Annotated in this window: 22 protein-coding genes; 10 read left to right on the top strand and 12 right to left on the bottom strand. The window is 59.1% G+C overall.

The features are described 5' to 3' along the window. Positions 1–371: 371 nt before the first annotated feature. The 7 genes from FIU92_RS20690 to FIU92_RS20660 all read right to left on the bottom strand — a co-directional run bounded on the left by FIU92_RS20690 (position 372) and on the right by FIU92_RS20660 (position 8,417). On the bottom strand, positions 372–1,607 hold the full coding sequence (locus FIU92_RS20690) for a Tm-1-like ATP-binding domain-containing protein (RefSeq protein WP_152460593.1): 1,236 nt from the start codon (positions 1,605–1,607) through the stop codon (positions 372–374). Between the two features lie 13 nt (positions 1,608–1,620). Next, positions 1,621–2,562 carry a homoserine kinase gene (locus FIU92_RS20685; protein ID WP_152460592.1) on the bottom strand — a complete coding sequence of 314 codons (942 nt, stop codon included), beginning with the start codon at positions 2,560–2,562 and terminating at the stop codon, positions 1,621–1,623. Further along, positions 2,559–3,854, bottom strand: coding sequence for an aspartate aminotransferase family protein (locus tag FIU92_RS20680; RefSeq protein WP_152460591.1), 1,296 nt, complete (start codon positions 3,852–3,854; stop codon positions 2,559–2,561). Before FIU92_RS20680 ends, FIU92_RS20685 begins: the two co-directional genes overlap by 4 nt. Positions 3,855–3,869: 15 nt before the next feature. Continuing rightward, positions 3,870–5,354 (bottom strand): aldehyde dehydrogenase, encoded by a 1,485-nt coding sequence (locus tag FIU92_RS20675; RefSeq protein WP_152460590.1) that lies wholly within the window; start codon positions 5,352–5,354, stop codon positions 3,870–3,872. A gap of 5 nt (positions 5,355–5,359) precedes the next feature. Further along, positions 5,360–6,880 carry a tripartite tricarboxylate transporter permease gene (locus FIU92_RS20670; RefSeq protein ID WP_152460589.1) on the bottom strand — a complete coding sequence of 507 codons (1,521 nt, stop codon included), beginning with the start codon at positions 6,878–6,880 and terminating at the stop codon, positions 5,360–5,362. A gap of 7 nt (positions 6,881–6,887) precedes the next feature. Next, on the bottom strand, positions 6,888–7,424 hold the full coding sequence (locus FIU92_RS20665) for a tripartite tricarboxylate transporter TctB family protein (RefSeq protein WP_152460588.1): 537 nt from the start codon (positions 7,422–7,424) through the stop codon (positions 6,888–6,890). A gap of 63 nt (positions 7,425–7,487) precedes the next feature. Further along, the gene (locus FIU92_RS20660) at positions 7,488–8,417 is read right to left on the bottom strand and encodes a tripartite tricarboxylate transporter substrate binding protein (RefSeq protein ID WP_152460587.1); all 930 of its coding nucleotides are present in this window, start codon (positions 8,415–8,417) and stop codon (positions 7,488–7,490) included. Between the two features lie 108 nt (positions 8,418–8,525). On the opposite strand from FIU92_RS20660, the gene FIU92_RS20655 reads away from it, so the two are divergent. Together FIU92_RS20655 and FIU92_RS20650 are read left to right on the top strand one after the other, a co-directional pair. Then, the gene (locus tag FIU92_RS20655) at positions 8,526–9,305 is read left to right on the top strand and encodes an IclR family transcriptional regulator (RefSeq protein WP_152460586.1); all 780 of its coding nucleotides are present in this window, start codon (positions 8,526–8,528) and stop codon (positions 9,303–9,305) included. Positions 9,306–9,339: 34 nt separating this feature from the next. After that, positions 9,340–10,692, top strand: coding sequence for an aminotransferase class III-fold pyridoxal phosphate-dependent enzyme (locus tag FIU92_RS20650; RefSeq protein WP_152460585.1), 1,353 nt, complete (start codon positions 9,340–9,342; stop codon positions 10,690–10,692). A gap of 44 nt (positions 10,693–10,736) precedes the next feature. On the opposite strand, the gene hpaR is transcribed toward FIU92_RS20650, so the two are convergent. Then, positions 10,737–11,177 (bottom strand): homoprotocatechuate degradation operon regulator HpaR, encoded by a 441-nt coding sequence (gene hpaR / locus FIU92_RS20645; protein WP_152460584.1) that lies wholly within the window; start codon positions 11,175–11,177, stop codon positions 10,737–10,739. 105 nt (positions 11,178–11,282) lie between these two features. Here hpaR and FIU92_RS20640 point away from each other — a divergent pair, with 105 nt between their 5' ends. The 7 genes from FIU92_RS20640 to FIU92_RS20610 are packed head-to-tail and all read left to right on the top strand — an operon-like array spanning position 11,283 to position 18,261. Continuing rightward, positions 11,283–11,681 (top strand): 5-carboxymethyl-2-hydroxymuconate Delta-isomerase, encoded by a 399-nt coding sequence (locus FIU92_RS20640; protein WP_152460583.1) that lies wholly within the window; start codon positions 11,283–11,285, stop codon positions 11,679–11,681. Between the two features lie 3 nt (positions 11,682–11,684). Next, complete coding sequence (hpaE, locus tag FIU92_RS20635) at positions 11,685–13,193, top strand: 5-carboxymethyl-2-hydroxymuconate semialdehyde dehydrogenase (RefSeq protein WP_152460582.1); 1,509 nt, start codon at positions 11,685–11,687, stop codon at positions 13,191–13,193. Positions 13,194–13,247: 54 nt separating this feature from the next. Further along, entirely contained in the window at positions 13,248–14,090 is an 843-nt protein-coding gene (hpaD, locus tag FIU92_RS20630; protein WP_152460581.1) for a 3,4-dihydroxyphenylacetate 2,3-dioxygenase, read from the top strand. Positions 14,091–14,148: 58 nt separating this feature from the next. Continuing rightward, positions 14,149–15,546, top strand: coding sequence for a pyridoxal-dependent decarboxylase (locus FIU92_RS20625; RefSeq protein WP_152460580.1), 1,398 nt, complete (start codon positions 14,149–14,151; stop codon positions 15,544–15,546). Further along, complete coding sequence (locus FIU92_RS20620; RefSeq protein WP_152460579.1) at positions 15,543–16,397, top strand: fumarylacetoacetate hydrolase family protein; 855 nt, start codon at positions 15,543–15,545, stop codon at positions 16,395–16,397. Before FIU92_RS20625 ends, FIU92_RS20620 begins: the two co-directional genes overlap by 4 nt. Continuing rightward, positions 16,394–17,194, top strand: a complete 801-nt coding sequence (hpaH, locus tag FIU92_RS20615; RefSeq protein ID WP_152460578.1) for a 2-oxo-hept-4-ene-1,7-dioate hydratase — start codon at positions 16,394–16,396, stop codon at positions 17,192–17,194. The genes FIU92_RS20620 and hpaH overlap by 4 nt, the downstream gene beginning before the upstream one ends. A gap of 11 nt (positions 17,195–17,205) precedes the next feature. Further along, positions 17,206–18,261: an aldolase/citrate lyase family protein gene (locus FIU92_RS20610; RefSeq protein ID WP_152460577.1), complete on the top strand. Its 1,056-nt coding sequence runs from the start codon at positions 17,206–17,208 to the stop codon at positions 18,259–18,261. A 99-nt stretch (positions 18,262–18,360) separates the two neighbouring features. Here FIU92_RS20610 and FIU92_RS20605 read toward each other — a convergent pair whose 3' ends face one another. Genes FIU92_RS20605 through paaG form a run of 4 tightly spaced genes read right to left on the bottom strand, consistent with a single transcriptional unit; the run spans position 18,361 to position 21,509 of the window. Next, a complete protein-coding gene (locus FIU92_RS20605) occupies positions 18,361–18,957 on the bottom strand; it encodes a TetR/AcrR family transcriptional regulator (protein WP_152460576.1) in 597 nt (198 codons plus the stop codon). 3 nt (positions 18,958–18,960) lie between these two features. Beyond that, a complete protein-coding gene (gene paaK, locus FIU92_RS20600; RefSeq protein ID WP_152460575.1) occupies positions 18,961–20,271 on the bottom strand; it encodes a phenylacetate--CoA ligase PaaK in 1,311 nt (436 codons plus the stop codon). 24 nt (positions 20,272–20,295) lie between these two features. Beyond that, positions 20,296–20,721 (bottom strand): hydroxyphenylacetyl-CoA thioesterase PaaI, encoded by a 426-nt coding sequence (paaI, locus tag FIU92_RS20595; RefSeq protein ID WP_152460655.1) that lies wholly within the window; start codon positions 20,719–20,721, stop codon positions 20,296–20,298. 2 nt (positions 20,722–20,723) lie between these two features. Beyond that, a complete protein-coding gene (gene paaG / locus FIU92_RS20590; protein ID WP_152460574.1) occupies positions 20,724–21,509 on the bottom strand; it encodes a 2-(1,2-epoxy-1,2-dihydrophenyl)acetyl-CoA isomerase PaaG in 786 nt (261 codons plus the stop codon). Between the two features lie 103 nt (positions 21,510–21,612). Between paaG and FIU92_RS20585 the strand changes: the two genes are divergently transcribed. Further along, positions 21,613–23,646, top strand: coding sequence for an FAD-dependent oxidoreductase (locus tag FIU92_RS20585; RefSeq protein WP_152460573.1), 2,034 nt, complete (start codon positions 21,613–21,615; stop codon positions 23,644–23,646). The last annotated feature ends 28 nt before the right edge of the window (positions 23,647–23,674 follow it).

Here is a 23,674-nt window from a genome sequence, read left to right as displayed (position 1 = left end):
AAATTTACCACCAGCAACCGACATGGGCCCGTACCCGGCTACAGGATGGATCAATTGTTCAAGAAACGCCCTTCGCTGATTGATCGTCTTGGGGGGGGGCAAGCCGATCATCCAATCGTTCAAAACGTTGTGGAGACGCTTTTGGCGCAACATCCAATGAAGGACCGGTCATTCTGATCCGGTCCGCGTTGCGCAGCTTGCAACGGGCCGGGATGGACGTAGAAAACCCCAACACGTTCTGGAACCCTCCGCCTGAAGACTGGGTGCTCGAGGGTCACGGAACCGACCTGCACAACCCGGACAGGTGCCAAAATTCGCTGTCAGACAAAGCGCTGGGTGTTTCTTCCGGTTCCCGATACTGCCAACGGCGTTCAGTCTGTTCTGATGACGCCTGTTTCCACCCACGTGTCAAATCGCGACAGAACAGCTTCGCAGAAGGCCGCGTCGTTGATGTGAACATCCAGCTCGGTCATCGGCACCCGGCCGGGCATGACCTTGCGCGCCTCGTCCACCATTTCTGCCAGAGCCTCTGGATCATGCGCCTCTTCGCCTTCCCTGTCCCAGGCCTCGACGCCCTGAACGGGCAAAAAGAAATGCACCGGCCCGGTTGCGGCTTCCAGCCGGTTGGCGAGTTCCCGAATCCAGGCGCGCCGTTCGGTGCCGTTGAAGACCGAGCTTTTGATCAGGCGGTTGTGTTCGTGGAACGGGCGATCGGCATATTGTTCGGGGATGTCCTGCCAGCCCGCAAAATCCAGCAGATCCAGCGCACCGGGTGCCACCATCTGGGGCGTTCTAACGCGCCCGGCATTGGTGACCCGGTCATCGCCGCTGGACACGACAGAGCCCGCCATCAGGTTGCCAAATTCCTGCATGCAGAAGTCCATCACGCAGGCAAACGCGCCTTCGCCCGCCAGTTTTTCATAGGCCATGCCGCCCATGCCGGTAGAGTGGAACACGGCCACTTCAAAGCCGCGGTCTTCCAGTGCCGGTTTCAGAATTTTCATGTAGCGCAGGCAGGACGAACCAAGGCTGGTCATCCCGATCAGAGGTTTGCTGCGATCGGGTGCGGTCGCTGCCCTGGCTGCGCCCACGACGGCCCCGGCAGCCTGGCTGAGCGACGATTTGCAGATCGAATTCATGCCATACAGGCCGCCGGCCCACAGGATCATCTGAACATCCGGCGCCAACCGGTGCGGAGGGATCAGAGGCGAGAAGCTGACCGTTGACACGATATATTTGGGAACGCCCATCGGCAAAGCCTGTGCACAATCCAGCGCAAGGTCTGTGCCCATGGTCCCGCCCGTGGCCAGCATCCCGTCAAATCGACCTTCTGAATAGGCCTGTGCAACAACTTTTGCGGCCCCTGCGGACATCACGCGAAAGGCTTTGTTCTCGTCTCCTTGCGCGATGACCTGTTCTATTGTCATGCCGCCGGCAGCGGCAACGTCGTGTTTCGAGATATCCGTCGATTCGGACGCATCACCCAGAACCGATACATCCATGGTCAGCACGTCAGCGCCCTGCGCTCTGACCGCCTTTTCGATAAACCGCATTTCGGGCTCTTTGGTATCATACGTACCAATCAGCAGGATTGTCTTTTGGGCCATTGGTGCCTCCTGTCTAGGTGTGCTGTTGAAGGTATTGGGACATCAACGCCCGGGCGGTTTCAATGAACCGCTCATTGCGTATGCCCGATCCATCTTCGTTCAGTCGGGATGCAACCCATCCCACATAGGTTACGGCGCGCAGTGCCATGAACAGGTCGAGTTGGCGGGTGCAGATCGGTCGTTCAGATCGATACCCCGCCAGCAAAGCACCGCGCAGCTGGTTGAAATCAGGTTCGTGCAGGTTCTTGAGAAGCGTCGTTGCGATATCAAACAGGCGAAAACCGAACCCGGCATCGTCGAAATCAATCAGCCACAGTTTGTCACCGTAAACCATGACGTTTTCGCGGACAAGATCGGCGTGGATCAGCCCGTAATCCAACTGATTTTCCACGCGCCGAAGGTCACGATCTGCGATATCCCAGAACGCCAGGAAAAGGGCCCGGTCCGTTTTTCCAAGCGTTGGGTTTTCCCAGAAACGACCCCAGACAGGGGCGTCTCCAAGCAGCCCGCTGCGATCCCATGACCAACGCACGAAGTCCTGAGGAGGTGTCCATTGGTCGCTGATGTGGTGCAGCCGTGCCATTTCCCGGCCGATTAAGCAAAAGACGCCTGTCCTGTCCTGATGCGTCAAAGCCTGTCCTGTCGCACCCAAAGGGCGGCCCGGCAACCAGTCGAGTATGTCGACCTGAATACCGTCCACCAGATGCAGATAGCGCCCATCTGCGGCCGGAACGGGCGTTGGAACCCGGACCCCGTTTTTGCCGAGAACAGCCATCCACTGTAGCTCTGAACGGAGTTCGGCATCGGTTCGCAGCCCTTTGCGATGCAGTCGCAGAGCATAGGCGGTCTGGCCTGCCTGAACGCGATAGACGCGGTTTTCCCGAGCAGCCACAAGAGACCATTCGCTATCGACCAGTTCCCAAAGGGTCAGCGCCTGTTCCACGATCTGCTTCATGCGACCAGCGGCGTTTCCGCCAACACGTCGTCCAGCGTGTCGAAAAGGAGATCCGCGTTTTCGACAGAGAATGGCATGGGCGGGCGAATTTTCAGAGTATTCTTGTGACGCCCAAGCTTGGAGTGAATGATCCCACGCTGGCGCATGGCGTTGATGATACGGTCAGTGAATTCTCCGGCGGGTTCCTTGCTGTCGCGATCAAGGACCATTTCAGCCCCGAATATCAGCCCCGAGCCGCGTATGTCTCCGATGACGTTATACTTTTCTTTCAAAAGGTTCAGCCGTTTTCGCGCATGGTCGCCAACGGATCTGGCATGTGCGACCAGGCTCTGGTCTTCGATCTCGTCCAAAACCGCCATCGCGGCAGCACAGGAAACAGGGTTTCCGCCAAACGTGTTGAAGTACCGATATCCCTTGCGGAATGCCGAAATGATCTCGGAACCCGTGACCACGCCGCCCACCGGATGGCCGTTGGCCATGGGTTTGCCCAAGGTCATGACATCCGGCACAACGCCCAACTTCTGATGCGCCCACATGTGGGTGCCGGTTCGGCCAAAGCCTGATTGCACCTCGTCGCAGATCAGCAGGCCCCCGGCCTGGCGGACGACCTTGGCCGTGGGTGCCAGCCAACCGTCCGGATTGTCGGGAAACCCCTCGTTCAGAAAATAAGGGCAGAGGATCAATGCGGCAAAACCGGTGCCGGCCTTTTCGTGTTCCGCAATCTGTTCCGCCACGGCATCGGCGAATTTTGACCCATCCGGGTCGGGATGGCGATAGCTGTCGGGTGCGCTGACAAAGCGGAAATACCGGCCCAGACCGAAGCCGACCGTCGGGATGTTCGATTTGCTCAACTGGCTGACCAGCGCGGTATTGCCGTGATAGGTGGCGTCGGTGGCAATAATCCCTCGTTTTCCGGTCATCGCCTCGGCCATTCGCAGAGCAATGTCATTTGCCTCGGAGCCGGTACAGGTGAGGATGGCCGTATCCAGGGAGTCGTCCATCGTTCCGGTCAGTTTTTCCACATAGTCCAGAATCCCGTCATGCAGATACCGGGTGTGCGTGTTGAGCGTGCGCGCCTGACGACAGATCGCCTCGACCACGCGCGGGTTGCAATGCCCCACATGAGGCACGTTGTTGTAGCAATCCAGATACTTGCGCCCGTCCGCATCCCACAGCCAGACGCCTTCACCTTTCACGAAATGAACGGGTTCGTCATAGAAGGTCGATACATTGGGCCCCAGCAACCGGGCCCTGCGTTCAATGAGTTCCGCGGATTTTGCTGGAAGGGTCATGCGGGCGGCCTTTTCTCAGAGTTTTATCCAGGCGGTTTTCAGATCGAAGTATTTCTCGATCGCGTGCAGCGATTTGTCGTGCCCGTTGCCGGATTGGCGAACGCCGCCCAGCGGAACGGTCAGGTCGGCACCGCCATATGTATTGACATGCACAACGCCGGCGCGAATGCCTGCCACCATGCGATGCGCGCGGCTGAGGTTCGAGGTCCAGACACCACCGGCCAACCCATAAACGGTGGCATTGGCAAGGCGCAGCGCTTCGTCTTCGTCGGCAAAGGGCGTGACGGCCAGAACAGGGCCAAAGACCTCATTCTGGAACAGGGTGTCGGTCTCTTTCACGTTGGCCATCACGGTCGGCGCCATGTAATAGCCTCCGGTCTCCGTCAGGATGCGGTTTCCGCCGGTCCGGCGTTCGGCGCCTTCGGCCTCGGCCTTGGTGACGAAATCCAGATTGGCCTGAAGCTCTGGCAGGCTGTGGACCGCACCGATCTGGCTGTTGAGATCCAGCGGGTCGCCGACGCGAAAGCCTTCGGCGTGGCGGCTGATCTCGGCGACGAAGTCCTCGTAGATCTCTTGCTGGACCAACAGGCGCGATCCGGCGACGCAGACCTGACCAGAGTTGCGGAAGATGCCCGCCGCGGAAACCTTGGCCGCTTCGGCCAGATCAGGGGCGTCGGCAAAAACGATGTTCGGGGACTTGCCCCCCAGTTCCAGATAGCAGCGTTTCAGGTTCGACCGCGCGGAATACTCCAGCAGCCGCCGCCCGGTTGTGCCCGACCCGGTAAACACCATGATGTCGACATCCATCGACAGGGCCAGCGCTTCACCCACGACCGCACCACGCCCGGTCACGACGTTGAACACCCCATCGGGCACTCCGGCTTCTGCGGCAAGCTCGGCAATCTTGAGCAGGCTGAGTGAGGCGCTTTCGGCAGGTTTCAGTACGACGGAATTGCCTGCGGCCAGTGCCGGCGCAATTTTCCAGCTGCCGATCATCAGTGGAAAGTTCCAGGGCACGATGGCTCCGACAACCCCGACCGGAGCGTGATGCACAAGACCCAGGACGTCACCGCTTGTCGGGGCGATCTGTCCGTAGATCTTGTCGATCGCCTCGGCATAATACCGGAAAGTGGCCGCCGCCGAGAGCGCCTCGGCCTTGTAGGCCATGGTGATCTCGGTTCCGTTGTCGCGCACGCCCAGCACGGCCAGTTCAAGCGCGCGGGCTTCGATCAGGTCGGCCAGCTTCAGCAGCACTTTCCTGCGGCCGGCAGGGGCCATGCGCGACCATCGCCCGTCCTCGAAAGCACTGCGTGCCGCGCGCACGGCCATATCGACATCGGCCGGTGTGCCTTCGGCGATCAGCGCCAGAGGTTGGCCGTTGATCGGAGACAGAACCTGATGCCGGGCCCCGGTTTCGCCATCCTGACTGCGACCGTTTATGAAATGCCCGCGCGGAGCAATGTCCTGCGCACGCAGCGCATCAATCGAGGATTGATCCATGAGGGTTATCCTTGCTGAGTTGAGTCTTCGTCGAGAACCGGCTGCGGTCTGATACGTTCCTTGTGTTCCTTGATCAGCGAGCGAACGTGCAGCAGAAGGATCCCGAGGATCATGATGAAAAGTATTGCGGCAATCGGCCGGTCGATGAAATCAAGTGGCGACTTCACCCGCGCCATGGCGCTGCGCAGTTTGACCTCCATGATCCCGCCCAGAACCATGCCCAGAATGATCGGAACAATGGGCAGGTTCAGGCGCTTCAGGATCAGCCCGAACACGCCGAACCCGGCGGCAATGGCACAGTCCGTGACTGAGTTGCGCAGGCTGAATACCCCTACAAAGGAAAGCGTCAGGATCATGATTCCCAGAAAGCGCGTCGGGATCTGAATGATCTTCAGCAGCAGGTTGGTCGAGAACAAAAGAAAGACCAGAACAATCACGTTGAGCAGGATCAGCGACATGTACAGCGCCATGACAAAATCCATCTGGTCGGCGAAAAGCTGCGGTCCGGGGATCACATTGTGAACATAGAAGACGGACAGCATCATCGCGGTCAGCGCCTCGCCCGGAATACCCAGCGCCAGCAGTGGAATCATCGCAGCCCCGGGAACGGCATTGTTGGCCGCCTCGGACGCCACCAGGCCTTCGGGTGACCCATCGCCGAATTTGTCTGGGTCCTCAGAGGTTTTCTGTGCGTATGTGTATGACAGGAACTGTGATGTGAATTCGCCAGTGCCCGGTATCATGCCCATGAGCACGCCCAGCGAGGACGAAACCGTCGCGATGCGTTTCAGGCCCAGCAGCTCTTTGAGGCCCGCGAAGATGCTGCCGCGCACATGGGCTTCGCCCGGCGCGTGTTCTTTGTCGACCAGCAACAGCAGCGCCTGACTGATGGCGAACAGCCCAAGAACCACCACGATCAGATCGACACCTGACGAAAGCCAGGTTTGGTCAAAGGTGAAACGTTTGGTGTATTTGACGGGTTCTAGACCGACGGTGCTGAGGAAGATGCCGAAGAATGCCAGCATCGCGGCCGAGAAGGTTTGCCCGCGATGGGCCAGGATCACCAGAAGGATGCCCATGAGTGCGGCCAGAAAAATCTCGCGGCTGCCGAAATGCGGGGCAACCCAGGCCAATACGGGTGACAGGATGATCAGACAGAGGATCGAGAAGATGCCGCCGAAAAACGACGCCGAATAGGCCAGCGATAGGGCCCGGTGGCCCTCGCCGCGCTTGGTCATGGGATAGCCGTCATAGGTGGTCAGTGCATTGACGGCGGTACCGGGCGTGTTGATCAGGATGGCGGGGATTGCGCCGCCATACATGGACGACCCGTAGATGCCCAACAGAAGGGTCAGGCCGACGATGGGCTCGAACGCGAAGGTGGCGGGCAGCAGGATGGCAATTGCGACAGCAGCGCCGACGCCGGGCAACGCGCCGATGATGACCCCGCCCACCGATCCGATGACCAGTGCCACGACGACCTGCCACTGCGCCAGAATTGCAAAGCCGGAAATCAGATTGTCCATCTTGGCCTCACAGGTAGGTCAGCGCAAAGGCGCGCAGCCCGTCGGGCAGGTATTCGTATATCCGACCGGCAGGAATGTTCACCTGAAGCAACGCGCGGAAAACGACTGCAACGACCGCGCCGAAGCCAAGTGCAACGCAAAAAGCCCCGGGCAATCGAAACCCCAATCGTATCGTCAGCAGGGCTGCAAAAAGCATGGTCGATGGCAGGTATCCAAGCCACGGAACCGCCACGACATAGATCAGGAAGTAGGCAACGTATTCGAGGGACATCAACCAGAACGTCACCTCTCGCAACCGTCCGGGAATGCGTGGGGACAGGAAGGAGCCCAGCAAGTGGAGGCCGCTGAACAAAACCATGCCCCAGATCGCGATCTTGGGCCACAGGGCGGGTTGCGCAAACCACTTGGTTCGTTTGACGGCCTGAGTCTCAGCGCCGATCTGGCTGAGAAGGAACAGGGAGAAGCCGAAGAAAAGGAAAGCAAAGACAATATCGCCAGGACGTCGATACCGTCGGAACATGTCTTGCAGCGTCTTTGCTATCATTTTGGCCTCCTGTTTGAATCAAACAGACCCGGCGTTGTTCGATCTGGCCGGGCCTGTTTCGGATTATTCGCCCAGAATCTCTTCGATCTTGGCGAAAGAGGCTTTGTCCTGCTCGATCTGAGCATTCGAAGCATCCGGGTCCTGCCAGTAGATCAGGGCACCCGTTTCCTCAGCCAGCTTCTTGGCCTTGTCCGAGGACAACGCTTTCTGCGCGGCAGCCGAGATCTTTTCACGCGCGTCGGCAGGCGTGTCCTTGTGCACAAACAGCCCGTTCCAAAGGGCCAATGGCAGATCCGGATTGAGCTCCACGATCGTCGGCGTATCCGGAACCAATGAAATCCGCTCGCCGCCGATGCTGGCAAGGACGTTCACTTGATCAAGGCAGGGAAGGATAAGCTGTAGCGTCGTATTGATGACATCCACGTCGCCTGAAGCCAGCGTGTTGCAATCCAGGGCGTCGAAAGCCGCTTCGCTGGCAAAGTCGAACCCGCTGCTGACCGCAGCTGCAAATGTGACCTGAGTGGGGGGCAGAACCGAGCCGAAATGGCCAAGCGCCACGTCATTTTCCTTGCCGTAGTCGGCCAGTTCTTCCCAATTTGAAAACGGCGCGTCTTTGCTGGCCGCGATGACGAAGGGATAGGTCAGGAAGATGCCAATTGGATCAAAAGGATTCGGGTTGAGTTCGGGAATTCCGATTTCGGGACCGATGACAGGTACGCCGATGACGAATGAGCCGATGGTGTAGCCATCCGCCGGAGCGGTTGCCACCTCGACCGCGCCGGGGAATGGGCCGCCTCCGCCGCCGGGTTTGTTCACGACAGCGGCAGGCACACCGTACATAGCCTGGAATTCGTCGGCGATCATCCGGGTAAGGACATCTTCCAGATCACCCGGAGGCCAGGGGACGACAAAACTTACCGGCTTTTCAGGGTACTCTGCCAGTGCGGCAGTGGCCGAAGCCGCAAAAGCGGCGGCTGTTAGAAATTTCTTCATTGACACCTCCCGTTAGTGGTTCAATATTTGAACCGCGTTAACAATAATAATGTTGCTTTGTTAAGTTAGTTCTGTCAAGTATTACCTGAGCAAGAGGACCACACGCACATGGGTACAGCCCTTAACGCCCTAAAAATGCTGGACTACTTTTCCAATGCCCGCCCTGAGATCGGGCTGAGTCACCTGGCGCGGTTGTCCGGGCTAAACAAAGCAACGGCGTTGCGGCACCTGCGCGCGCTCGAGGAGTTCGGGTTGATCGAGCAGAATCCGATGACGAAATCCTATGCGATCGGGCCGGCGGCTTTGCGTTTGGCCGCGCTGCGAGAGATAGCCAGGCCCGGCATCGAGGGCGCGCGCCAAAAGATGCAGGCCGCTATGCAGGTGGTCGGTGAATCCCTGCATCTGTCTTTGCTTGAGAAAACGGGGTTGCAGACGGCGCTTGTGGTGGAAACAACGCAGCACAGTGTCCGCGTCAGTCTGGATCCCAGCGAGATGCTTCCGCTCAATGCGACGGCATCAGGTCTTTGCATGCTCAGTTTCGGGCCGGCTCACCTCTTGGAGCAGTTGGATCAGCACGTGCAGGCACGGTTTACGCAAGCCACGCTTACTGATCCGAAGCTTATCAAGGAACGGGTCGCAAAGATCAGAGTTTCAGGCTGGGCCGACAGCCGAGGCAGTTACGAAGAAGGTGTTTTTGGATATGCCGCGCCGATCTTCGGCATCGATCAGGTCGCATTGGGTACCATCGCGATAGCTGTCCCGGAAACCCGGGCAACCAGCGACCGCCTTCCGGCAATACTGTCCACGCTGCATTCACTTTCGGCTGATCTGACTGCTGGTTTTGGCGGCCAGTTGCCCGACTCCTTTCCAACCGGATTCCACCCGTGACCCAGGGCGGATTCAACACTCGGAGACCCGCGACATGAAAGACTCCAACTTTCTGAAGGAAAACAACGCCCGGTACTTCTGGCACCCGATGGCGCACCCAGCCGACAGCCGGAAGAACCCACCGACCATTCTCAGCGGTGGTGAAGGGGTCAACATCACTGATGTCGATGGCCACACGGCGCTGGACGCCGTGGGGGGGTTGTGGAACGTCAATCTGGGCTATTCCTGTGAACCGGTGAAACAGGCCATAGCGGATCAGCTGAACGCGTTGCCCTATTACTCGACCTTTCGCGGCACCAGCAACGACAAGGCGATCGAGCTGTCCTATGAGCTGGCCCAGTTCTTCGAGGCCGACGGGCTGACCCGTTCATTCTTTACGTCGGGCGGGTCGGATTCGGTCGAAATTGCGCTGAAGCTTGCGCGTCAATATCACAAGGTCCGGGGTGAAGCAGGGCGCACCAAGTTCATCAGCCTGAAGCAGGGTTATCACGGCACCCATTTTGCTGCCGCCTCGGTCAACGGCAACCAGAAATTCCGCGCGGTGTATGAGCCGATGATGCCCGGCTGTTTTCACGTGCCTGCGCCGTGGACCTATCGCAACCCGTTTGACGAAACCGACCCCGAGCGTCTGGCGCAGCTTTGCGTCAAGGCGCTTGAGGCCGAGATCGCTTTTCAGGGTGCAAACACTGTGGCGGCCTTCATCATGGAGCCGGTGCTGGGGGCCGGGGGGGTGATCCCGCCGCACAAGAGCTTCATGCCCATGGTGCGCGAGGTCTGTTCGAAACACGGCATCCTGCTGATCTCGGACGAGATCATCACCGCCTTTGGTCGTACCGGCAGCGAGAGCGGTGCGCGGCACTGGGGTGTTCAGCCCGACATCATGACGACGGCCAAGGCGATCACCAACGGGTATTTCCCTTTTGGCGCGGCCATGATTTCCGGTGCGGTCGCAGAGGTGTTTGAAAGTGACACCACGGGCCTGGCGTCCGTGGATCAGGGGTACACCTATTCTGGCCATCCGGTCGGGGCGGCCGCGGCCTTGGCCGCCCTGTCCGAGATCAACCGGCTGAGGATCTGGGAAAATGCTGCTGCGCGCGGGGACGAGTTGTTTGCCGGCTTGCAAAAGCTGGCCGACAAGCATGACGCGATCGGGGACGTGCGGGGCGGCGAGGGGCTGATGTGTGCATTGGAACTGGTTTCGGACCGGGCGACCAAGGCACCTGTCGCAAAACACCTGCCGCTTCAGGTTCAGAAAGCCGCATATGAAGATGGCGTGATGGTGCGTGTATCTGGCAACAACATCATTCTGTCGCCGCCGCTGATCGTCACTTCGGAAGATGTGGCCAAAATTCTGTCGGCGCTGGATACCGGTCTTGCCACTTTGTAGGCGGTCAGTAGGCGGTCAACCGACCCCGTCGGAACCTGGCGGGGTCAGACTTTGATGGCTTGCAGCTCCTCGAGCAGGTCCAGCAGCTGATCCAGCTTCTCCTTGCCCATCTGCGTTTCGATATTGCTGGAGATCGCAAGTGAAGTGGCCAGGTTTTCCCTTAGGATGGTGCGGCCTGCTTCGGTGATCTTGACCATGGTGCGGCGTTTGTCGTCGCTGTCCTGACGGCGGGTGATCTGGCCGTCGGCCTCCATCGTGCGCAAAATGCGGGTCACGCTGGGCAGCAGCAGGCACGCCTCGTGCGCGATGGTGCTTTGCTCCACTTCGCCCAACTCGTCCAGAACGCGCAGGATGCGCCATTTCTGCTCGGTCAGTTGGATGCCTTGCAGCATATCCCGGATCGGAGCCATGACGGTTTCGCGGGCACGCAGCAACGCGATCGGAAGGGACCGGGCGGTGCTTTTGGAATGGCTTTGAGTGTTCATGCGGCCTTCTAGAACGCCGTTCCGTGAATTGCAAAGATTAACAAAGCAATCTCTTGACAGGGGGTGCATTAAAAACTAAACATGTTAACTAATAAAGGAGAGACCATGCCTCACTTCCACGTCGAATATTCCGGCAATCTTGAAGACAGGATCGACATGGATGGCCTGTGCGAGTGCATTCGGTCAACGGCGGCCGTGATCGAGACCTTTCCCATGCCCGGCATTCGTGTGCGCGCGACGCGTGTCGATCATTACGCCATAGCGGACGGCAACCCGGCGCATGGATTCATTGATATCTCGATCCGCCTGCGGGCGGGCCGATCCGCGGATGTCAAAGAGGATGCGACACAGCGCATATTCGAGGCGGTCAAAACATATCTGGCGCCGGTTTTTTCACGGCATTCCATCGCGCTCTCGCTTGAGATGCGTGACATCGACCCCAAGCTGTCGCCCAAGGCCGGTACGATCCGCGACCACCTGTCGGCGACCACGCAGGAGACCTGACGCATGAGCGCACTGGACACAAACATCGAAAAGCTGAACGGCTTTCTGGATCGGTTCCGGGAAACGGGCATCCGCAACCGTATCGCGGGTGAAGACCGAGACGGATCTGCCGGAGTGTTTCAGTCGGTCTCGCCCGTCGATAAATCCGTGATCTGTGATGTTGCCCATGGCACGGCAGATGACATCGACGCGGCAGCCAAGGCCGCCCACGCAGCCTTTGCAGAGTGGCGAGACATGCCCGCCACCCAACGCCGTCGCATCTTGTTGAATGTGGCTGATGCCATTGAAGCGCGCGCCGAGGAAATAGCACTGTGCGAGTGCTGGGACACGGGGCAGACCCTGCGTTTCATGTCAAAGGCAGCTTTGCGCGGGGCAGAGAACTTCCGGTATTTCGCGGATCAGGTGATTCAGGCGCGGGATGGGCAGCACCTGAAGTCTCCGACGCTGATGAATGTGACGACCCGTGTGCCGATTGGCCCGGTTGGCGTGATTACCCCGTGGAACACGCCGTTCATGCTGTCGACCTGGAAGATCGCGCCTGCGTTGGCTGCGGGTTGCACGGTGGTTCACAAACCCGCCGAGGATTCCCCTCTGACGGCCCGTCTTCTGGTGGAAATCGCCGAACAGGCAGGGCTGCCCAAAGGTGTGCTGAACACGGTCAACGGGTTTGGCCCCGACGCTGGCAAGGCCTTGTGCGAGCATGCGCTGATCAAGGCCATTGCCTTTGTGGGCGAAAGCCGTACCGGCAGTCTGATCGTCAAGCAAGGCGCAGATACCCATAAGCGCAACCATCTGGAACTGGGTGGAAAAAACCCGGTTGTCGTGTTTGATGATGCGGATCTGGACCGCGCTTTGGATGCCGTGATCTTCATGATCTATTCGATCAATGGCGAGCGCTGCACCTCGTCTTCGCGGCTTTTGGTGCAGGACACGATCAAGGAAGACTTCGAAGCCAGATTGATTGAGCGCGTCAACAACATCAAGGTGGGCCACCCCTTGGACCCCGATACCGAGATCGGGCCGTTGGTGACCGAAGAACACTACACCAAGGTTACGAGCTATTTCGACATCGCCAAGGAAGATGGCGCAACTGTCGCCGCTGGCGGCGTCACGGTGGGGGATGCGGGCTATTTCGTCCGGCCGACCCTGTTCACCAATGCCACCAACCAGATGCGCATCGCGCGTGAGGAGATATTTGGCCCTGTCCTGACCTCGATCCCGTTCTCGACCGAGGATGAGGCGCTGGAGACCGCCAACGACACGCCGTATGGCCTGACCGGCTATGTCTGGACCAATGATCTGACCCGCGCGCTTCGGTTTACAGACAAGCTGGAGGCTGGAATGATCTGGGTGAATTCCGAGAACGTGCGTCACCTGCCCACGCCGTTCGGTGGGGTCAAAGCGTCCGGCATCGGCCGGGATGGCGGCGACTGGAGCTTTGAATTCTATATGGAACAGAAACATATCGGCTTTGCCACCGGTCAGCACAAGATCATGCAGTTGGGTAAATAGATCACGTAGGCCGACCCCGGCTGGGGCAAGCCCATTACACGAGGAGGAATTGCCATGGGAAAGATAGTACAGGCCGCAAAAATCACGCATGTACCCAGCATCTGGATGTCCCACACGATGCCAAAGTACAAGGGCATCCGGCAATCCGCCATTGATGGATATGCACGCCTGCGTCAGGACGCGATCGACCGCGGGGTCGAGACGTTCATCGTTTTCGACACCCATTGGATCACCAATCAAGGGTTTCACCTGAACACGAAGGAACATCACAAGGGCCGGTTCATAAGTCACGAATTGCCGCATATGTTGGCGGATATGGAGTTCGACTATCGCGGCGATCATGAACTTGGGGAAACCATCCTTGGCGTTCTGCGCGAACGGGGAGAGCGGGCGCTGGGCCATTCGCACCCCGACATGGGCATGGAATACGGCACCCTGCTGCCGATGCATTTCATCAATGATGGCGTGAATGCCCGGGTTTTGCCGGTGGCGGTCAATCAATTCTCATCGATCGCGGAAAACCGGGCCTGGGGCGAGGCCATTGCCGAAGGTATCCGACGTTCGGACCGCAATGTATCCATTCTGGCGTCCGGCTCGCTCAGCCACGACTTTACGCCGAATGAACGCTCGGTCGACGGGCTGAATGCCGTGAATGGCGAGTTCAACCGCCAGATGGACATGCGCGTTCTGGAGCTGTGGCAGCAGGGCCGATTTGAAGAGTTTCTGGAAATGCTGCCGGACTATGCAAAGAAGTGCACCGGTGAATGCGCCATGAATGACACCGCTTTGCTGTTTGGTGCGTTGGGCTGGGGAAGCTACAAGGGTGAAATCGACATTTACACCCCGTATTTCGGCAGCTCTGGCACCGGTCAGGCCAATGTCAGCTTTTCGGTGTGACGCACGCAACGGAACAAAAGGATTTGGCGGTGATCCCGTCACAAAGGAAAGTCAGTAGATGAACTGGGACACGTTTTCGTATTGGGGTCAGCACATCTCGAAATGGGCGGCGGATTATCACAGGACACTTGCTGAACGTCCCGTGCGGGCGCAGACCGCGCCGGGGGAAATCGCGGCACAGCTTGTTGCAACGCCACCCGAGACAGGCGAGCCGATGGACGCCATCATGGCCGATTTCGAACGGATCGTGATGCCGGGCATCACCCATTGGCAGCATCCGCGCTTTTTTGCGTATTTCCCGGCCAACGCTGCACCCCCGTCCATGTTGGCCGAGATGCTGGTGACGACTATCGCGGCCCAATGCATGTTGTGGCAGACCTCGCCTGCCGCGACCGAGGTCGAGGGCGTCATGGTCGACTGGTTGCGGCAGGCCCTTGGATTGCCCGAGGGTATGACCGGCGTCATACAGGACAGCGCCTCTTCGGCCACCTTGTCGGCGGTACTGACCATGCGGGAACGGGCCACCGGCTTTACCGGCAATCGGGAGGGCCTGAACGCCAAGGGGGCGTTGCGGATCTATTGTTCCGATCAGGTTCATTCATCGATTGACCGGGCATGCTGGGTTGCCGGGATCGGTCAGGACAATCTGGTCAAGTTGCCCACGCAGGGGCCGAATTTCGGAATTGTCCCCTCGGCGCTTGAGGCCGCCATTCAGAATGACGTCGCCGCCGGACATATCCCGGCCGGGATCGTTGCAATTACCGGTGGCACAGGTGTGGGGGCCTGCGATGATCTGATGGCCGTGGCTGATATTGCCCAAAAATACGACCTCTACACCCATCTCGACGCCGCCTGGGCGGGTTCGGCCATGATCTGCCCCGAATTCCGCAGGGCTCTGTGGCAGGGCGCCGACCGCTATGACAGCATCGTCTTCAACCCGCATAAGTGGATGGGTGCGCAATTCGATTGTGCGATCCAGTTCCTGAGGGACGCCACGCCGCAGCTCGATACGCTGAAAATCGAACCGGAATACCTCAAGACGACCGGAGCCGAGGTGACGAATTACTCGGAGTGGACCATCCCACTGGGCCGCAGGTTCCGGGCGTTGAAAATCTGGTTCCTGTTGCGGTCATATGGGTTGGAGGGGTTGCGCGAACGCATCCGCAACCATGTGGCATGGGCCGGCGAACTGGCGGAAAAGATTGGTGCGATCGAGGGGTTCGAGATTACAACCGGCCCGATCCTCAGCCTGTTTTCCTTCCGCTGCCCGGGGGACGATGCTCAGCAGCAGCGTCTGGTGGACGCGCTGAATGACGACGGCCGGATTTACCTGACGCAGGGCATGTTCGACGGCCGCAAGATCATCCGCTTTCAGGTCGGGCAGTTCGATACCACCCGCGACGACGTGTTGATGGCGGCGGACGTGATCCGGGACGTGTGGGAGGCCATGAAATGAAGTTTTCCACTTTCGTTTCGGGCGAAGAACGTTTCTTCGGGGCAATCACCGACGGTGGTGCCATTGCCTTGAACCAGGAATTCCCGGAACACGACAGCCTTTATGAGGTGATCGCGGCCGGGGCGTTCGATCAACTGGCAGAGGCGGCCGGGGGGAAACCTGTCACCCATCCCGATTTCATCTATGACATGGTGATGCCGGATGCGCGACGTATCATTTGCGTCGGGGTGAACTTTCCCGACCGGAACGCAGAATACAAAGATGGCAGCGCGCAGCCCAAATACATGTCCCTGTTCCCGCGTTTCGCCAGTGGCTTTACCGGCCATGACCGGCCTCTGATCCGCCCGCCGGAAAACCACACGCTGGACTACGAAGGCGAAGTTGCCATCGTGATTGGCAAGGATGGCCGCCGCATTCCGCAGCAGGACGCGTATGATCACATCGCCGCGCTGACGTTGTGCAATGAGGGAACCATTCGCGACTGGGTTCGGCACGCCAAGTTCAACGTCACACAAGGCAAGAACTGGGACAGCTCCGGGGCCATCGGCCCGTGGTTGGTTCCCTTCACGGATGCGGCTCAGCTGGATGAGGCGCGTCTTCAAACCCGCGTGAATGGCGAGCTGCGGCAGGATGATACGCTGAACCGCATGATGTTCCCGATCCGGCGCGAGATCGAATATATCTCGACTTTCATGACGCTTCAGCCCGGCGATATCATTGTGACCGGTACACCGACCGGGGCGGGCGCGCGGTTCGATCCGCCGAAATACCTGGCACCCGGTGATGTGATCGAGGTCTCGGTCGACGGTATCGGTACTCTGCGAAACACGGTTGAGGACGAAAAAGTATGACGCCCGAAGACCATGCTCGCGCGGCCGCTGATCTGTTGCAGGCGGAACGAACGCATCAGCAGATTGGCCTGCTCAGCCTGCGCCACCCCGAGATGCGCATGGATGACGCTTACGAGGTGCAGAACGCCATCTGTCGCCAGAAACTGTCCGAAGGGCGCAAGGTGATCGGGTGGAAGATCGGCCTGACTTCGAAAGCCATGCAATACGCGTTGAACATCGACATTCCTGACAGTGGAATTCTGTTTGACGACATGGTGTTTGCACAGGGTGCCACCGTTCCGGCCGGGCGTTTCATCCAGCCCCGGATCGAGGCCGAAATTGCCTTTGTCATGAAATCGGCCATAGGCGGGGAAAACGTGTCCCGCGCAGATATCATCGCGGCGACGGATTACGTCGCGCCGTCCATCGAAATTCTGGATACGCGGATTCAACGGGTGGATCCCGAAACCGGCAAGGCCCGCACTGTTTTTGACACGATCAGTGACAATGCCGCCAATGCCGGTATCGTTTTGGGCAACGATCGCCACAGGGTGGATGCCTTTGATCTGCGATGGGTTGGCGCGCTGACCTTCCGCAATGGCGAGATCGAGGAAACCGGTCTGGGCGCGGGGGTGCTGAACGATCCGGTCGAAAGCGTCGTGTGGCTGGCGCGTCGCATGGCGCAATACGGTCAGAGCATCGCGCCGGGCCAGATTGTTCTGTCCGGCAGCTTCATCCGCCCGGTCGAATGCCCCCCGGGAACAGAAATCCACGCGGATTTCGGACCGTTTGGCTCAGTTGATATCAATTTCGCCTGAAAGGAGCGCCAATGCCTGCGCCAATCAATTCGTTCAAGGCCGCGCTGACGTCGGGAACCCCTTTGATCGGGTGCTGGGTCGGCTTGGCCAATGCCTACACCGCCGAGATCGCCGCAACCGCGCAGTTTGACTGGCTGCTGGTCGACGGTGAGCATGCGCCAAACGATCTGCGCTCGATCCTCGAGCAGGTGAGGGTGATTGAAGGATCTGGCAGTACCCCCGTCGCACGCCTGCCGATTGGCGAGACCTGGATGATCAAGCAATATCTTGATGCCGGTGTGCAGAACATTCTGGTGCCGATGGTCGAAAGCGGCGATCAGGCGCGCGAACTGGTGCGGGCCGTGCAGTATCCACCCCGTGGCGTTCGGGGCGTAGGTTCCGCTTTGGCGCGGGCCTCGCGTTTTGCGGCTATCCCGGATTATCTGAAAACGGCGGACGAGCAGATCTGTCTTTTGGTGCAGGTCGAAAACAGGCTTGGGCTGGAGGCGTTGGACGACATCCTGGCGACCGACGTCGATGGGGTGTTCGTCGGCCCGTCGGATCTGGCCGCAGATATGGGCCATATCGGCGATGCCGGGCACCCGGACGTGATCGAGGCCGTTCTTGACGCGATCCGGCGCATCGTTGCGGCAGGCAAGCCGGCAGGGATATTGTCGCTGGACCCGGTCATGCAGCGAAAATGCCTGGATCTGGGGGCAACATTCGTGGCCACGGACATCGATGTGACTTTGTTCGCCAAGGCAATCCGGGCCGCTGCCGCTGATGGGCTCAACCTGCTGCCCGATCAGGTGGCTTCGGGAATCGCGCAGACAGGCGCGGCGTCGAAATACCTGCAACAGCTTTGCAAACACTGGTCGCGCAAGGCTCAGGTAACGTTCGATGAAACGCAAGGCAGCGTGAGCTTTCCGGACGGGAACCGCGTCACCCTTTCGGCAGGCGACACTAGCCTGACCGTAACCGCCGCCACCCGGGCGCGCGGTGATCTGGCCCGATGGCAACAGGTCATCGAGGCTCATCTGGCGCGTTTTGCGTTTCGGGAAGAGTTCCGCATTAATTGGTCAGGATGAGGAAAACACGTTGCGGCCCTGAACCTGCCACTGTGGCAACGGGTCAAGGGCAGGCACCCCTGTGTTGGACTTGGAACGGTTTTGCCCGAAAGGCCTCAGTTAGAGCTTTTGGATACCATGGACGGTCAGAGTGCTGACCAGATCGGCATAGTCTTCGCGGGCCTTGGGCCCTGCTCCGCTGTTCCACATGTAATACCAGTTCAGCATCCCAAAAACTGACATCGTGGTGCCGCGCAGCTTGTCCTTGTCATTGTTGAAGGCTGTCGGCGCCAGCTCTTTCAGGATGTCGCGCACAAAATTCACCAATTCCAGCTGATACCCGCGCAGAAGCTTCTGCTGTTCCTCGGTCAAGGCGCTCATGCCGCTGATCTGCACCCGGTGTTCATCATCTGCGCCTTGGTAGGCAAACAGGATTTCGCGCACCGCTTTCCGCAGCTTATGTTCAGACGTAAGACCGTTCAGATCCACATTGCAGATACGGTCGCGAAGCTCGCGCAGGTAGGTTTCAAGGATGTCATACAAGATGGCATCCTTGCTGTCGTAATAGTGGTATATGTTTGCCTTGGAAATCCCGCACTCTTTTGCCAACAGGGTCATCGAGGCGCGATCAAACCCTTGGTCGGCGAACACTTTGGCGGCCGTTTTCAGGATTTGCTTCCGCTTCTGGTCGTGATCTTTGGCGATTGTACGGGCCACGGCTTATTCCTTATCGCGATTGTCGACGACGCGCTTCGCCTTGCCCTGAGAGCGTTCGACGTCGCCGGGGTCACCTACAACAATTTCCGTTGAGACGCCAACGACGTCCTTGATCCGCTTGGTCAGCATCCGTGCCGCGGCCGTCTTGGACAGTTCGTCGGTGGAATCCGGGGACGATTCAACATAAACCCGCATGGCGTCCATGCGGCCGGATTTGTACAGCTCGATCTGATAATAAGGGGCAAGGCCCCCCGTCGCCATGACCTGTTCTTCGATCTGGCTGGGAAAGACGTTGACGCCGCGCAGGATCATCATGTCGTCGCTGCGACCGGTGATCTTGGCCATCCGGCGCATGGATCGTGCTGTCCCCGGCAGCAGGCAGGTCAGATCGCGCGTGCGATAGCGGATCATCGGCAAACCTTCCTTGGTCAGGGTCGTGAACACCAACTCGCCAGTTTCGCCATCGGGCAGGACCTCTCCGGTCGCGGGATCAATGATTTCAGGCAGGAAGTGATCTTCCCAGATCACCGGGCCATCCTTGGTTTCCACGCATTCATTGGCCACCCCGGGCCCCATGATTTCGGACAGGCCATAGATGTCGACCGCATGCATATCAAACGCATCCTCGACTTCGGCGCGCATGGCGTCTGTCCAGGGCTCGGCACCGAACACGCCAACCTTCAGCGAGCTTTCACGCGGGTCGAGCCCCGCCTTGTGGAACTGTTCAAGGATATTGAGCATATAGGAAGGCGTAACCATGATCCCGTCGGGCCGGAAATCGTTGATCAGGTTGACTTGCTTTTCGGTTTGCCCGCCGGACATGGGGACGACGGTCGCGCCAAGCCGCTCGATCCCGTAATGTGCACCAAGACCGCCGGTGAACAACCCGTAACCATAGGCATTGTGCACCATGTCACCTTTGCGCAACCCCGATGCGCGCAGGGACCTTGCGCCCAGATCCGCCCAATTGTCGATGTCGTTTTTCGTGTAGCCCACCACCGTCGGCTTGCCCGTCGTACCGGACGAGGCGTGCAGGCGAATGATCTGGCTGCGTGGAACGGCGAACAGGCCGAAGGGATAGTTGTCACGCAGATCATTCTTGTACGTGAACGGAAACTTCGCCAGATCCGAAAGCTGCTGAAGATCGTCGGGATGCACACCGGATTCGTCAAACCGTTGCTTGTACATCGGAACGTTCTCATAGGCGTGGCGAACGGACCATTTGAGGCGTTCAAGCTGCGTCGCGCGGATTTCGTCGATTGAGGCGATCTCGATCGGGTCCAGATCCGCTTTGTTTGGGGAAAGGTCTTCCATCGCGTCACTCCTCCAGTCGCGAAGCTATTCCTGAAAATTCTGCCCGCCGACCGCGCGGGACATTCCGCGAAACTCGGCGATCAGGGTGTTGTCTTGGTTGGTGACGCGGACGTCATAGATGCCACTGCGGCCGGTGACGGCAACCTCTGACGCGATTGCGGTCAGATGGTCCCCTTTTTTTCCGGGCGTGAGGTAGCTCATCATCGTATGCTGGCCGACGGTTGCCACGTTGCGGCTGTTACAGGCGAAGGCAAAGGCGCTGTCGGCCAGGGCATGAGTGACGCCCCCGTGGCAAATGCCGTGCCCGTTGCAGTGATGGTCCCCGACTGTCAGGGTCAGAACTGCACGGCCTTCGTCGACTTCGACCAGATCCATCCCGAACCATTTGCTGGCTTGGTCATTCGCCCACATCGCTTCAGCGGATTTCGTGGCACGTTCTTTGGGTGTCATCATCAGCGTCCCTGGAAATTCGGTGCCCGCTTTTCAAGAAAACTGGATACGCCCTCGGCGTAATCCGCGCTTTCCCCGCAGGTCTTCATTGCGTCTGCTTCGATCTCGAGCTGATCCGAGAGCGACGTGGTGGCAGCCGTTTGAATGCACTGTTTTGTCAGCCCGAGCCCGAGGGTGGGGCCGTTTGCCAATTGCGCGGCAAGTGCGCGCGCTTCGGTCATCAATTGATCATCGGCCACCGCCTTCCAGATCAGCCCCCAATCTTCGGCTTGCTTGGCCGGAAGGGGTTGGGCTGTCAGGGCCAGCCCCTTGGCGCGCGCCTCGCCCAACAGGCGCGGCAAGTGCCAACTGCCGCCCGTGTCGGGAATCAGGCCCACCTTGGAAAAGCTCTGAATGAATTTCGCACTTTCCGCGGCCAGAACCATATCACAGGCCAGCGCCAGATTGGCACCCGCCCCGGCGGCTACTCCGTTCACCGCGCAGATCACCGGGATATTCATCGACCGGATCAACCGGACAAGAGGGGCATAGAATCTGCGTACCGTTTTGCTTAAATCCGGCGGGCCATCCATTTTCGACGGGTCGCGATCGCCGAGGTCCTGACCGGCACAAAAGCCTCGTCCGGCACCGGTCAGCAATATCGCGCGGGCCCCGCCGTCGCGCGCGGCTTTCAGCGCATCCTGAAGCGCCAGGTGCATTTCTTCATTGAACGAGTTCAGCTTGTCCGGGCGGTTCAGGGTGATTTCGGCCCAGTTCCCGTTGTCTTGTACAAGAATCGTATCGCTCATGACTGTCTCATCTGGTCTCGTTTCAACTTAATCATTGCATTAACCGAACGGTTGGTCAATATATAAACCCGAACCGAATCTGAACCGATCAAAGGGATTGCAAATGTCGCAGTCGTCGCTGGTGAGCGTTGAATTTAAGGGCGACGTGGCGTGGGTCACCATTGACAACCCGCCGGTAAACGCGACGTCGACAGGTGTTCGGCAAGGGCTGTCTGACGCGGTTGATGCGGTCAAGGGCGCGCGCGTGGCGGTGCTGTGTTGCGCTGGAAAAACCTTTGTCGCAGGCGGCGACATGTCCGAATTCGATGCGCCGCCGGTCGAGCCGCACTTGCCCGACGTGGTTCAGAAAATCGAAGACAGCGAGGTTCCGTTCATTGCCTGCATGCATGGCAACGTGCTGGGTGGCGGGTTCGAAATCGCCATGGCCTGTGCATGGCGTATCGCGGCGCCGGGAACGGGTTTTGGCCTGCCGGAAGTCAATGTGGGCTTGATCCCCGGGGCAGGGGGCACTCAACGATTGCCGCGTCTGGTCGGGATGCAGGCTGCAATTGACATGGCCTGTTCGGGCAAAATTCTCAAGGCAGAGACACTGGCCGAGCTTGGCGGCGTCGACCGCGTCGCCGAAGACCCCAGGGCTGCTGTTCTGGAATTGATTGCCGACCTGCCCGAACGCCCAATACCTGTCAGCCAGCGTGCTGTGGCGGAATATGCACCGGATCTGTTGGAGACGAGCCGCGAGGCTTTGAAGAAGCGCGCCAAGGGTCAGAAATCGCCGTTGGAAAACCTGACGGCGCTTGGTTGGTCGGTCGAGCCATTTGCTACCGCACAACCGAAAGAGCGCGCGCGCCATCTGGAGTTGCGCCAAAGCCCGGAAAGCCGCGCTTTGCGCTACGCTTTTTTTGCTGAACGTGCCGTGTCCAAACCTTCGTTGATCAAAGACGTGGCCGCCCGTGACATAACACGGATCGCCGTTGTCGGAGGTGGGTTGATGGGGGCAGGGATCGCAACTGCGGCCCTGAACGGCGGGTTGTCCGTGACCTTGATCGAGCGAGACGCTGACGCCGCGGCCGCAGCGCACAGTCGGGTCGAGGGTCTGCTGCAAGGCGCGGTCAAGAGAGGCAAGATGTCCGAGGCGCAGCTTCGGGATCGCCTTGCTGCGTTTCGTGCGGTGAACAGTTATGCAGACGCTGCGGATGCCGAATTGGCGATCGAGGCCGTCTTTGAAGACCTGTCCGTCAAGCAGCAGGTGTTTGACGAGCTGGCAAGGCATATGAGCAGCGATGCGATTTTGGCCACCAATACCTCCTATCTGGACCCGCGCGAGATTTTCGCCGGCGTCGGCAATCAGGCCCGATGCATCGGGTTGCATTTCTTCAGCCCGGCCCATGTCATGAAACTGCTCGAGGTCGTGGTAGCTCCGCAAACCTCTGCTGAAGTGGTCGCAACCGCGGTCGCGCTTGGCAAAAAGCTTCGCAAGATTTCGGTGCTGTCGGGTATCTGCGATGGGTTCATTGGCAACCGCATGTTGGCCGCCTATCGGCGCGCGGCCGATTATCTGCTGGCAGATGGGGCGCTTCCCTATCAGGTGGACCGTGCAATGCGGGCGTTCGGGATGCCCATGGGGCCTTACGAGCTTCAGGATCTGACCGGTCTTCAAATCGCCTGGGCGAACCGCAAACGCAATGCCGCCAACCGCGACCCGAACGAACGTTATGTCACCATCGCGGACCAGCTTTGTCAGCGCGAGCGTTTCGGCCAGCGTGTCGGCAAAGGGTGGTACCGCTACGAAGAGGGCAGTCGCGATCCAGTTCGGGACCCCGAAGTTGAGGCATTGATCGAAGCCTATTCCGACCAGCAAGGCATCACCCGCAGGGATTTTTCGGACGAGGAAATCTGTTCGCGGTTGCTGGCGGTCTTGGCCAACGAGGGCGCTTTGATCATTGAAGAGGGGATCGCGGAAAACGCCGAAGCTGTCGATATGGTTCAAATCCATGGATACGGCTTTCCCCGCTGGAGAGGAGGACCGATGAACTATTGCAACGAAATCGGCATCAGCCGGTGCGCCCCAAATATGCTAACCGTAGCGAAAGAAAGTCCAGGTTCATGGCGCCTCGCGGGCCAATTGGAAAACAATTAACATGTTGATGGTTACAAAAGTGACCATT

Source organism: Ruegeria sp. THAF33 (assembly GCF_009363615.1).
GTDB lineage: Bacteria > Pseudomonadota > Alphaproteobacteria > Rhodobacterales > Rhodobacteraceae > Ruegeria.
The sequence above is the reverse complement of the archived record's forward strand: the minus strand, read 5'-3'. Positions and strand labels throughout refer to the sequence as shown.